Source organism: Acinetobacter sp. CY81 (assembly GCF_059515925.1).
In genome coordinates this window covers 180,335-192,589 of sequence record NZ_JCAKNC010000003.1, presented here as the reverse complement: position 1 = coordinate 192,589, position 12,255 = coordinate 180,335, and the positions used below count along the sequence as shown (strand labels likewise).

General features: G+C 38.4%; 15 protein-coding genes. 4 read left to right on the top strand and 11 right to left on the bottom strand.

Annotated features, from left to right (window positions below):
- Nucleotides 1–6: 6 nt before the first annotated feature.
- Nucleotides 7–1,014, bottom strand: coding sequence for an AraC family transcriptional regulator (locus AC5YDM_RS05380; RefSeq protein WP_496151085.1), 1,008 nt, complete (start codon nt 1,012–1,014; stop codon nt 7–9).
- A gap of 229 nt (nt 1,015–1,243) precedes the next feature.
- Between AC5YDM_RS05380 and infA the strand changes: the two genes are divergently transcribed.
- Nucleotides 1,244–1,465, top strand: a complete 222-nt coding sequence (infA, locus tag AC5YDM_RS05375) for a translation initiation factor IF-1 (RefSeq protein ID WP_004692529.1) — start codon at nt 1,244–1,246, stop codon at nt 1,463–1,465.
- 53 nt (nt 1,466–1,518) lie between these two features.
- Here the strand turns inward: infA and AC5YDM_RS05370 are convergent, their stop codons facing one another.
- Entirely contained in the window at nt 1,519–1,851 is a 333-nt protein-coding gene (locus AC5YDM_RS05370) for a lysozyme inhibitor LprI family protein (protein WP_496151247.1), read from the bottom strand.
- 210 nt (nt 1,852–2,061) lie between these two features.
- On the opposite strand from AC5YDM_RS05370, the gene AC5YDM_RS05365 reads away from it, so the two are divergent.
- Nucleotides 2,062–2,502 carry a hypothetical protein gene (locus tag AC5YDM_RS05365; protein ID WP_496151084.1) on the top strand — a complete coding sequence of 147 codons (441 nt, stop codon included), beginning with the start codon at nt 2,062–2,064 and terminating at the stop codon, nt 2,500–2,502.
- An 84-nt stretch (nt 2,503–2,586) separates the two neighbouring features.
- Here AC5YDM_RS05365 and leuB read toward each other — a convergent pair whose 3' ends face one another.
- The 4 genes from leuB to leuC all read right to left on the bottom strand — a co-directional run bounded on the left by leuB (nt 2,587) and on the right by leuC (nt 6,492).
- Nucleotides 2,587–3,666, bottom strand: coding sequence for a 3-isopropylmalate dehydrogenase (leuB, locus tag AC5YDM_RS05360; RefSeq protein ID WP_496151083.1), 1,080 nt, complete (start codon nt 3,664–3,666; stop codon nt 2,587–2,589).
- 32 nt (nt 3,667–3,698) lie between these two features.
- Nucleotides 3,699–4,274, bottom strand: coding sequence for a hypothetical protein (locus AC5YDM_RS05355; protein WP_496151082.1), 576 nt, complete (start codon nt 4,272–4,274; stop codon nt 3,699–3,701).
- A 94-nt stretch (nt 4,275–4,368) separates the two neighbouring features.
- Nucleotides 4,369–5,019, bottom strand: a complete 651-nt coding sequence (gene leuD, locus AC5YDM_RS05350) for a 3-isopropylmalate dehydratase small subunit (RefSeq protein ID WP_496151081.1) — start codon at nt 5,017–5,019, stop codon at nt 4,369–4,371.
- Nucleotides 5,020–5,043: 24 nt separating this feature from the next.
- Nucleotides 5,044–6,492: a 3-isopropylmalate dehydratase large subunit gene (gene leuC, locus AC5YDM_RS05345; protein ID WP_496151080.1), complete on the bottom strand. Its 1,449-nt coding sequence runs from the start codon at nt 6,490–6,492 to the stop codon at nt 5,044–5,046.
- A 255-nt stretch (nt 6,493–6,747) separates the two neighbouring features.
- On the opposite strand from leuC, the gene AC5YDM_RS05340 reads away from it, so the two are divergent.
- On the top strand, nt 6,748–6,984 hold the full coding sequence (locus AC5YDM_RS05340) for a DUF2061 domain-containing protein (protein WP_496151079.1): 237 nt from the start codon (nt 6,748–6,750) through the stop codon (nt 6,982–6,984).
- A gap of 300 nt (nt 6,985–7,284) precedes the next feature.
- Complete coding sequence (locus tag AC5YDM_RS05335) at nt 7,285–8,145, top strand: LysR family transcriptional regulator (RefSeq protein ID WP_496151078.1); 861 nt, start codon at nt 7,285–7,287, stop codon at nt 8,143–8,145.
- A gap of 101 nt (nt 8,146–8,246) precedes the next feature.
- Here AC5YDM_RS05335 and AC5YDM_RS05330 read toward each other — a convergent pair whose 3' ends face one another.
- From AC5YDM_RS05330 to AC5YDM_RS05310, 5 genes are all read right to left on the bottom strand, one after another.
- Nucleotides 8,247–8,708, bottom strand: coding sequence for a MaoC family dehydratase (locus tag AC5YDM_RS05330; RefSeq protein WP_496151077.1), 462 nt, complete (start codon nt 8,706–8,708; stop codon nt 8,247–8,249).
- A 63-nt stretch (nt 8,709–8,771) separates the two neighbouring features.
- Nucleotides 8,772–10,163, bottom strand: a complete 1,392-nt coding sequence (locus tag AC5YDM_RS05325) for a GntP family permease (RefSeq protein WP_496151076.1) — start codon at nt 10,161–10,163, stop codon at nt 8,772–8,774.
- Between the two features lie 372 nt (nt 10,164–10,535).
- Nucleotides 10,536–11,027: a DUF2628 domain-containing protein gene (locus AC5YDM_RS05320; RefSeq protein ID WP_496151075.1), complete on the bottom strand. Its 492-nt coding sequence runs from the start codon at nt 11,025–11,027 to the stop codon at nt 10,536–10,538.
- A gap of 123 nt (nt 11,028–11,150) precedes the next feature.
- Nucleotides 11,151–11,396 (bottom strand): DUF2789 domain-containing protein, encoded by a 246-nt coding sequence (locus AC5YDM_RS05315; protein ID WP_496151074.1) that lies wholly within the window; start codon nt 11,394–11,396, stop codon nt 11,151–11,153.
- A gap of 90 nt (nt 11,397–11,486) precedes the next feature.
- A complete protein-coding gene (locus AC5YDM_RS05310; RefSeq protein ID WP_496151073.1) occupies nt 11,487–12,137 on the bottom strand; it encodes an HAD family hydrolase in 651 nt (216 codons plus the stop codon).
- Nucleotides 12,138–12,255 lie beyond the last annotated feature (118 nt).

Genomic DNA, 12,255 nt, shown 5'->3' with positions numbered 1-12,255 from the left:
TTTGTTCTAACGCTGTTTACGTTTTCGATATTCAACTGGGGTCTCATTGGTCCAGCGTTTAAATGCACGATAGAACGTACTCGGCTCTGAGAATCCTGTTAAATACACAATGCGCTCAACGCTTTCATTGGTATTTGCCAATAATTTTTTCGCCAAACGACAACGATAATCTGAAAGAATCTGCTGAAAGCTAGTGTTCGCTTCTGACAACTGAGTACGCAAACGACGTGGGGTAATGCTCAATTGAGCAGCCACCGTTTCTAAAGTCGTTTCACCACTTTCTAAAGTCGATCCAATCGCACGGCGAACTTCACCAACTAAATCATAACGCGCTAATTCTTGCAGCTTTTCAATTGCTAACTGCTCATGAAGTTGCAACAACTCAGGTTCAGCTTGCCAAAGTGGATAGTCCAGAATCGCAGGATCAAAATATAAACGTGTTTCTTTTTGACCTAAACTCACTGGACATTCGTAAACGCGTAGATACTCATCATCAGGCGCACCCTCTTGGAAATTAAAGTCGATATAAATCGGCTCAAAACGCCCTTCTGTAATAAATTTAAAGAATCTTAAAATTCCTGACAGTGCACATTCTGAAAAATGTCGATTGACCAAGCTGTCTGCCCAAGGCTGAACGCCATTGGTCAAATAGCATCGATCATCTTCAACAACCAACTTGGCATGCAATGCATCAGAGATCAGACGTTGATAAGCCAAAGCACGCTTAAGCCCTTCGCCAAAATTTTCAGATGAAATAAATAGATGTTCAATCACCTGCCCACGATAGAGTGGCAAGTGTTCGCCAAGGTGTAAACCAATGTCTGGATCTTTACTGACTTCTTCTGCGGCAACCCAAAACGCATACTGTGCGCCCAAAGGTGTACGTGCATTTTGATCAATTTGATTCAAGGCAACACCGGCTTTTGTTAATATTTCTTCGGTCGGCAATCCAGCACGACGAATCGCTTGATAGCCTAATCGCAAAACAACCGAAGCATCAGTTAGCTGACTCACGCAGTGCCCTTCCTTGTATGTTATTAATATTTACTTAAAACTTTTAATTTAGATTACAGTCGATTGACCAAACTGACAACATAGTTAAGCATATTTTTGTTTAATTATTTTATTTGTTTGTTCGTCTATTTTGACTACAGATACATTCACCAAACCGCGTTTAACCTTGTATTTTTCCATTTTTTTGCCTATAATTTGCGCCTTTCCAATTTGATCTATCAGGTAGGCTATGGCCAATAAAGAGGAACTTATCGAGTTCGAAGGCGTTGTCACCGAAACGCTTCCTAATACTATGTTCCGTGTACGTTTAGAAAACGGTCACGAAGTAATTGCACACATTTCTGGTAAAATGCGTAAACACTATATTCGTATTTTGACTGGCGACAGTGTTAAAGTAGAAATGACTCCTTACGATTTGTCTAAGGGTCGCATTACTTACCGTGCACGCTAAGTGTTAGTAAGCGAAAAGCCACTTTAAGTGGCTTTTTTTGTATCTAAATTTTCTCAACGTAATGCTGATGTTTTACATCCAATCGTTGTACATTCCCTCACGCGTTCACGCAACCAATGATTACGCTCTTGTGTTGTTCTTAAACGACAACCGACATCTACTCCTGTTGACGTCGTGCATTCATTATCACGATCACGAATCCAGCTCAGTTGTGACGTCTTCAGAATGGCTTTTTGATTACTGTTGAGCTTCGTACGTAAGAGTTGATAATTCTTATTCAATTCAGCATCTGCACTTGCATAGACTTTATTGGTACAGTAAATATCATCATAAGTATTACGTGCCTGATCACAATTGTCGGCATGCGTGACACTTGACCAAAGCATAGTCCCAAATACAGCAACCACCAAAAAACGTATTTTTTTCATATTTTTTACTCACTACTTATTATTCATTTTTATATGCGTATGCGATAACTTTATGTATTATGACTAAATAATAGAATGAAGAATCATAAATTTTGTATCTATCATGACTGAATCACGCTTAAAAAGCTGAAAGGCCTGCCACTAAAAACGATTAAAAAGGTATTTCAAATGAAGCTATACCGCACAATACCCTCAAAATCTTTTTGGTACAGTTACAGTCGATTCGCTCTCATTACTTGCATCGGGCTTACACTCAGTGCTTGTCAAACGATTCATCAGCAAAATAAACAGGCTATTACTCCGTATCTCAATCAATATATAGGTCAAGGGACTGATCAACTGGAACAAAAATTCAATCTTGATACTTTCAATATTCAACTTAATCCAAATCCAATCATTACATCTGATCGTGCAATTTTCAGTTTTGATCGTCTACTGAGTCTTCCCATTCCTGCTGGAAATATAGTCATGGATAGCCGTGGAGTGATGATCCCTGTAAAGATTGCTTCAGTTGACAATAATTACAAAACCAAACAACCGTGTAATATCATCTTTGTCTTGAAAAATCATAAAGTGCAATCTGTTTCAATGAAAGGTAAAGCTTGTTGAAATACGGTGTGAGTAAGCTAAAAGAATCACCATAAAAAAAACGCAGCCCAAGCTGCGTTTTTAAATTTTTAAATAGCTATTGAATTAGCTCAATGCAGCAACCACTGCTTGACCCATTTCAATTGTACCGACTTTATTCATACCTTCAGACATGATATCTGCAGTACGTAAACCTTGATCTAACACATTACCCACTGCATCTTCAATCGCTTTCGCAGCAGCTTCTTCACGGAAGGTATAACGAAGCATCATTGCAACAGATAAAATAGTCGCTAATGGGTTTGCAATGTTTTGACCTGCGATATCTGGTGCTGAACCATGACAAGGCTCATACATCCCTTTACCATTTTCATCTAAAGATGCAGATGGCAACATACCGATTGAACCCGTCAACATTGCAGCTTCATCTGACAAGATATCACCGAACAAGTTCGACGTAACAATCACATCAAATTGCTTAGGCGCACGTACCAACTGCATTGCAGCATTATCGACATACATATGTGACAAATTGATCTCTGGATATTCTGCTTCTTTTAATGCGGTAACTGTTTGCTTCCAAAGTTCAGTCACTTCAAGTACATTCGCTTTATCAACAGAACATACTTTGCCACCGCGAAGTTGGGCCATCTCAAATGCAACTTTGGCAATACGATTAATTTCAGACTCTGAATATACGTCAGTGTTAAAGCCTTGCTTTTCACCATTTTCAAGTTCACGAATACCACGTGGTTGACCGAAGTAAATACCACCTGTTAATTCGCGTACGATTAAAATATCTAAACCTGCAACGATTTCAGGTTTCAAACTTGAAGCATCTGCCAATTGTGGATAAAGAATCGCAGGACGCAAGTTTGCGAAAAGGTTAAGTTCACTACGTAATTTCAATAATCCGCGTTCTGGACGAATTGAGCGCTCAATCGTATCCCATTTTGGACCACCCACAGCACCCAATAAAAGTGCATCTGCTTTTTGTGCTTGAGCAGAAGTTACTTCAGGGTAAGGTGAACCATGTGCATCAATCGCTGCACCACCTAAAAGACCTTGTTCCCATGTTAAACCTAAATTGAATTTATCATTCACACTTGTAAGAACCTGCTCAGCAGCTTTTACAATCTCTGGACCAATACCATCACCAGCTAAAATCAAAATATGTTTAGACATGAGTTATTCCATTTTTAGTGTTAGTTCAAAGACTAACGGGATTTAAAATTTTTCTTTTCTACAAACTCACCCAAACCATTGAGTACATTATACGGTTTGCAGAAACGACGTATGGTTCGCTTTTCTTGCTTCAAATCAACACAGAGTGGATCTGGTGCTGAAACGTTGAGCAAGCTTCCTCTATGTTTGCTTCGCTCACGGAACATATGTAGCGTGTATTTGGTTTCCGCATTAAATCGGTGAATAATATGAAGTGTTTCCGCTTTATCTTTTGAAATCGGATAGAAACGAACAACAACTTCATGTTGTCCAGCAGGTACTGAAAGATATAAAGCATTTGAATTATTTAAAGAATCTGCCTGTAAACGCACAATCCCTTCTTTCACTGCCTTCCTATCTAATCGCTGAGTTTTTGAATCAATCACAGGGATCTGATCCAAACGCTCAAACTCACAATCTGCTGTACCAGAACAATAAATTAATGCATTTAACTTGGTTTGTTCTGTTTCTTTCACGTGTTTAATGCGTGCTGTATCAATACTTTGACAACCGACTAAAGTTGACGCAGTAAGTCCAACTACAGCTAAGTATTTAAAAACTTTCGCCATGACGTGGGCCCAACCTCGCTCATTCTTGAAAATATTGAAATTATTTTCGAATGATATTAGCAAGAGTTAAGCCCTACGACTAGGGCATAAAGTATTAGCCACGAATCTCTTGAAATACCCACGGACGTGATTGCTTGGTTTTTTCTTCATAAGCACGAATATCATCGCCTGCTTGTAAAGTTAAACCAATGTCATCTAAACCATTCAATAAGCAATGCTTACGGAATGGATCGACTTCAAATTTAAAGCTTTCACCCGATGGTGTACGTACTTCTTGCGCTTCTAAATCAATGGTCAACTGATAACCTTCAGTTGCAAAACATTCTTTAAACAACTGATCGACAATCTCTTCAGACAAAATCACAGGCAACATGCCGTTTTTAAAGCTGTTATTAAAGAAAATATCTGCATAACTTGGCGCGATCACGGTACGGAAACCATACTCTTCCAATGCCCACGGCGCATGTTCACGGCTAGAACCACAACCGAAGTTGGCACGTGAAATCAAGATAGATGCACCTTGATAACGTGGTTGGTTCAAAGCAAAATCAGGATTTTTAGGACGTTTTGAGTTATCTAAACCTAAATAACCTTCATCCAAATAACGCAATTCATCAAATAAGTTTTCACCAAAACCAGTACGTTTGATTGATTTCAAAAACTGTTTTGGAATGATTAAATCTGTATCGACATTGGCACGGTCTAATGGTGCAACGATACCTTGTTCAACGGTATATTTCTTCATGTTGTTTGCTCCTATTAGCCGAACTTAAAATGTACGTACATCAACAAAGTGACCTGCAATTGCAGCAGCAGCAGCCATCGCTGGACTTACTAAATGCGTACGACCACCATTACCTTGACGACCTTCGAAGTTACGATTTGAGGTTGATGCACAGTGCTCGCCCGGTTGTAATTTGTCAGCATTCATCGCCAAACACATCGAACAACCTGGCTCACGCCATTCAAAACCTGCTTCAACTAAAATTTTGTCTAAACCTTCAGCTTCAGCTTGTGCTTTCACTAAACCAGAACCCGGAACAACCATAGCTTGCTTAATTGTACCTGCAACTTTTTTGCCTTTGGCAACTTCAGCCGCTGCACGAATATCTTCAATACGAGAGTTGGTACAAGAACCGATAAATACACGATCTAACTGAATATCAGCCAAAGCTTGACCGCCATTTAAGCCCATGTAGCTATAAGCACGTGTCCAGTCATTGCGCTGAACCTCATCTTTCGCTTGATCTAAAGTAGGAACGGCTTGAGATACTGGAATTACCATTTCAGGCGATGTACCCCAAGACACTTGTGGCTCTATCTCTTCACCTTGCAATACAACAACGGTATCAAAATGCGCGCCTTCATCAGAATGCAAAGTATTCCAATATTCTACTGCTGCATCCCACTGTTCACCTTTAGGTGCATATGGACGATCTTTTACGTATGCAATGGTTTTATCATCAACAGCGACCATACCCACACGCGCACCACCTTCGATTGCCATGTTGCAGACCGTCATACGACCTTCAATTGACATATCACGGAACACTTGACCACCGAATTCAATCGCATGACCTGTACCGCCCGCTGTACCGATCTTGCCGATAATTGCCAATACAACGTCTTTAGATGTCACGCCTTGACCTAACTTACCGTCAACACGTACCAACATGTTTTTCATTTTCTTTTGAACTAAGCATTGGGTTGCCAATACATGTTCAACTTCTGACGTACCAATACCATGTGCCAAACAACCGAATGCACCATGCGTTGCCGTATGTGAATCACCACACACAACAGTCATACCCGGCAATGTTAAACCTTGCTCAGGTCCAACGACATGTGCGATCCCTTGGCGTACATCGTTAATATCAAATTGTACGACATTAAACGTTTTACAGTTGTCATCTAAAGTCTGGACTTGGATACGTGAAGTATCATCTTCAATCCCTGCAATCCCTTCCGAGCGTTCTTTAGTTGAAGTCGGTACGTTATGATCAGGCGTTGCTACGTTTGCACTTAAGCGCCAAGGTTTACGACCTGCGAGTTGTAAGCCTTCAAATGCTTGTGGAGATGTTACTTCGTGTAATAAATGACGGTCTATATAAAGTAATGCTGAACCATCATCACGTTGGGTAACCAAATGATCATCCCATAATTTGTCATACAATGTTTTTGCAGTTTCTGTTTTTGCTTTTTGGTTTTCGCCTGCCATGTCGATGTGCTCCACTGGACTGGGTAAATTCTGTCATTAAATTGATTATAACCACGAATTAACATAAATCTAATTTATCATTTTTATTAGTTTATAAACTTTTTGGAATGCAAATCATCTCAGTTCAACACTAAAAACTTCGAATAAAATTTAATCTAAAAATCCGATTATTGTATTCAAAATATTCGACTTTACATTAATAATGAGAATCATTATTATTTAAATCACAAAGACATTTTATTTGAGGAACATCACATGATTCACGTTCAAAAGTTTGTTAACAACAATCAACGTATGTTTAAAAAGACTTTAAGTTATTACATTATGCATTTAGTTGTTGCGATGGCTGTTGGTTATTTAGTTACAGGGAGTTGGGCTATGGCTGTTGCATTCAGCTTATTAGAACCGACCGTTCAAGCAGTGGCTTTCTTTTTCCACGAAAAAGTATGGGAACGTAAAAATTCAAAGCAGAATGAAGAAGCAACCGTTTAAACCATAAATGTCGATGTTCCTCTGAAACCACCCTTCTCGGGTGGTTTTTTATTCTCTTTTTTCAACTGATATAACGCTGATCATTAATATTGAATTAGGGATTTCATTTCAAAATAAACTCTAGGCTATGCAAGAATTGATGATTCAAGAAATAAAATGATTCAATCAAATACATGCAAGTTTTCATTCACACTATTGAACGTCCAGTTTTAAATCAATAGATACAACTTTCTCTTTGATTTATTCTCTAAATAACATAACAATACAATTATACATAAAAATTTTTTATAGGTATCTATAATGAATCTCGCTGCCTTTGAAGCATTTGTGAAAGTCATGGAAACAGGTTCAATTTCTATGGCAGCAGATCAATTGTTTATTACCCAACCCGCTGTTACCAAACGTATTCATAGTCTTGAAGATTACTTTGGTGTGAAGTTATTTGAATCTGCAGGACGTGGTGTTCAAGCGACGCATGCTGCGCATTCTCTATTACCTAAAGTCAAAAATTGGTTGAATGAGTTAGGTGATATTCACCATACCTTAAGTCATGATCAAACTCAGATTAAAGGTAAATTAAAAGTCGGCACCAGTCACCATATTGGACTACACCATCTTCCTGAACATTTAAAAGCGTATGTTCAGCAATACCCTGACGTGACGCTAGATGTTCACTTTGTTGATTCAGAACAAGCGCATGAAAAAGTGCTCGCGGGTGATTTGGAATTGGCTTTTTTAACCTTACCTCCAACTCTAGATGATCGTCTCAGTTATGTTCCATTGTGGAATGATCCTTTGGTATTTGTAGCAGCAGCATTTCATCCACTTGCAGCCAAAGCGAATTTAAGTCTTGAAGATTTGATTCAGTATCCAAGCTTATTACCTGCTTCTCATACCTACACGTCTCAAATCACGCTTGCTGAATTTGAAAAGAAAGGACTAAAACCTAAAATCACCATGAGTAACAATCCTTTAGAATCTATCCGTATGTTGGCTTCAATCGGTCTAGGATGGTCTGTACTGCCACAAACGATGGTAAGTAAAGATTTAGTCACGCTGGATTTAGATTTAGAAATGAAACGCCAACTCGGTATGGTCTGGCACCCTGCACGTACACAATCTAAAGCTGCGAAAGCACTTGTGGATTTAATGACTCATTAAGTTTTAAAGCATTACGTTTGGAAATAAAAAATGCCGTCATTAAGATGGCATTTTTTTATTTCTATGATTTTTAAATCTACATGTGAAATGATTGAATACAGCTAAACATGTGTAGTCGCTGCATCCAATGCCGCTTGTCCTGCTTCTGTGGGGGTAGGCACATATAATTCTGCTTCACCCTCAATCACCCGTTCGCCATTGATATTACAAATGGTGTCAAAGTAAACCCGTTTACATCCATGATCTACATTGCTGACTGTGGCAATAATATCAACTGTGTCCCCCACGAAAACTGGTTTTAAAAAACGCAAATTATGATTGACGTAAATTGCACCTGGGCCAGGCAAATGCAAGCCAAAGATCGGAGAGAAAAAACTAGCGGTTAAAAATCCATGCGCTATCGGTCGTTTAAATTGGGTTTGTGCAGCATATGTTTCATCATGATGGATAGGATTTTCATCACCACATAATTCCATAAATTGAGCAACTTTTTCAGCATCTATCGTACGAGTTAAAGTGTGTGATAAACCGACATGGAAGTCATCAATATGAGCCAATTTCATGTTTAGTCCTTTTTCACATTTAGTTCTTTAAAAGGATGGAAGGATGTTTAAAGCACCCTATTATTAGAATGAGCCGAACAAAGTACCTAAAGTAATGGCTACAGTAACCGATACCATTGGAATCAATACGGTACACATTGCCACGTGACCATATGATTGTTTATGCGTCATGCCACAAATGGACAATAAGGTAATCACCGCACCTGAGTGAGGTAAGGTATCCAAACAGCCAGCTGCCAAAGCTGCAATACGGTGCAGTAACTCAGGGCTGATGCCTGCCGCATTCGCCATAGCTAAGTAATCAGCACCCAAAGTCGATAATGCGATTGACATACCGCCAGAAGAAGAACCTGTGATCCCTGCCAAAATATTCATGGCGATGGCTTCTGAAATTAATGGATTGCTTGATACATTTAACACCATGTCACGAATAATCACGAAGCCTGCTAATGATGCAATGACTGCGCCATAACCTACTTCAGAGGCAGTATTGAAAATGGGTAACATTGAACCCAAAGCACCTTTGTTGACGGTTTCTTTGAGGTTATTCCATTTGCCTAGGCGTAACAAAATTAAGCTTAAACATGCAACCACCAAAGCAATCACCAATGCCCACAAGCCTGTTTGTTTACTCGGATCTAATTTTGGATACAGTTCTTTTAACGAACTAAAGTCCATGCCTGGAAAAATAATATAGGTGAATAACGCATTTACACCAATGACCAACAATAAGGGTAAAAACGCCAAAAATACTGGCATTTCACCTTTAGATGTCACGCCATCTTCTAACTTTTCACCTTCTTCGGTATCAACACCGTATCCTTCGCCATTACTACGGGCTTTATTGGCACGGCTTTGCAACCATATACTGCCTAAACCAAACATGATTAAACCCGAAATGATGCCAATACCAGGAGCAGCAAACACATTGGTGCCAAAAAAAGGAATCGGTATTGCATTTTGAATGGAAGGCGAACCTGGTAGAGCAGTCATAGTGAAGGTAAATGAGCCTAGAGCGATAGCGCCTGGAATTAAGCGCTTTGGAATGTTCGCCGCTTGGAACATGGACTTGGCAATGGGGTAAATCGCAAAAGCCACTACAAATAACGACACACCACCGTAAGTCAACACACCACATGCCAATACCACGGTCAAAATGGCACGTTGATGCCCTAATTTATTCATGATCGAATTTGAAATGCTGGATGCAGCACCTGAATCAACCATGAGCTGCCCAAATAAGGCACCCAATAAAAAAATAGGAAAGAATTTTAAAATATAGCCGCCCAAAGCCGACATAAACGTTTCAGTGTACTGCGGCATCATGTATGCCATGTCACCAGAAAGTAAAATGGCAACGGCCGCCATGATGGGTGCCAAAATCAGTACTGAAATGCCCCGATAGGCAAAGAACATCAGTAATGCCAATGAGATGATGATTGCTAATGTACCCATAGTTTCTCCTTGTTCTTTATTTTCCGTTATCCATAACGATTTTTTATAGAACTTGAATCTTGACTGCCTTCTTAAGTGGTTCTTTTAAAATGCAAAGGCATTGAAGCAAGTCAAATTCACCTTAGCATATCGAATTAAAAATGATCAATTTATTTTCATAGATTTATCAATGTATTTATCTACTTATTTATTTTCTAAATTATGCCTAGATTGAAAGTAAAGTAGTCTCCAAGAGTAAAATAAAAAAGCATTTAAAATGGAACTTCACCCTGTACGTAAACAGTCTAGAACTGCGAAAGCACTTGTGAATTTAATGAAATAAAGTCAATAAAAAGCCATCGAATTCGATGGCTTTTTTGATGACCGTTAAGATTAATTTCCCATAAATGCATAAGCGGTTAAACTGACAATAATCAATAATGTAATAGTGCCCGCCCAAATATTAGTACCACCTTCTTTTTGTAATTCTCGTAATACATTGGAACCAGTTGGATTTACTTTTTTGATATCTGCAATTTTCTTCTCCGAAAACTGTTTATACATTCCATTACCATACATTCCCAATATTACAGAAATGATCAGTCCTGTTGAGGTGGTTTGAAATCCCCAATATTCAGATATAAGACCTATCAAAATAATTAAAGCAAGAAAGCTCAATCCGATTAGATACATTTTCCTGTAAAAAAGCCAAGCAAAAGTAAGGAAAAATGCGGCCCAGTTAAAACCACCTATTGGCTTCTTAAGAGTGATCTTTTCGAAATTTTCTTTGTAATACTTTTGGTATTTTTCTCCAATGAATTTTGTCATTTCACGGTCGTAATCATTTGATCTTGAGGATGTATTTAGAGTTTTAGGATTTGACATAAAAGAGCCAGTTTAATTACTAAGCATTAAAAATGCTTACAACTTATTAAATTTATTATTGAATATAATTTATCCTTACCCATGTATTAATCCAAATGGATAAAGATAATATTCTTGAATCTCTTATTTTTTTACAGAATCTTCATGCAGTGACTCATTCAGCTGATCAACCACCAAAGCCCATTCACCATCAGACTTTATTTTTTCAATCAAAAACTGACGTTGACCTTCAGACCAATAGCTCGCATCAGCAATTAAAGTATTCGCATCTAGCTGGTGTGATGCAATAAATTGTTCAATGGACTCTTCACTTGAGTCCAAACCAAGTTGCTCAAATAAGTTAGTCATTCTTGGACGAGCTTGAGTCATTTATACATTCTCTCTATTGATGATTTATTGTTAATTAAAGACAACATACCATCTTTTCAGTCATCTAAAAACACTCAAACTCGAACATTTTTAAATCGACCAATCTTGAATATCCCAACCCTGATCTTTCGCTAAAGCCTCTAAACGATCATCTGGATTCACAGCAATCGCATGATCAGCATATTCCAATAAAAAGCGATCATTGATTGAATCTGAATATGCCCATGACTCAGTCACATCACGCCCTTCAAGCCATTGATCCAAACGCACCAATTTACCTTGTTGATAACACGGTGTATTGATCACTTTACCTGTGTATTTTCCATCTACGACTTCGGCATTGGTCGCAATAATTTCAGTAATCCCAAATTCACGGAAAATCGGTGCCGTAATAAAATCACAAGTAGCAGTAATACCCACCAATTGATGTCCCGCCTCTTTATGATGTTGAATCGCTTTAAAACCTTCAGGTCGCATTTGAGGACGAATGACTTTTTTCATAAATAACTGATGTAACTCAGTTAAATATTCATTGTCGTGTTGTGTTAAAAATTCAAATACAAATTCGTTATAAGCGATAGGATCGAGCTGTCCAGCTTTATAATCATCATAAAATTTGTCATTCATAGCGCGGTGTCGAACTGGATCAACCAAGCCTTCATTGACTAAAAACTCGCCCCAAGAGTGGTCAGAGTCGGTATTTAATAAGGTGTGATCTAAATCAAACAACGCCAATTTCATGAAAATACTCGTTCAAACTGAAATTTAAGAAAAAAAATGTAAATCTATCACCGCTAACCGATAGAAATTCGTTAAGATCATAGCAATTTTAAAACATTATTACTTTGAACTTTTCGAG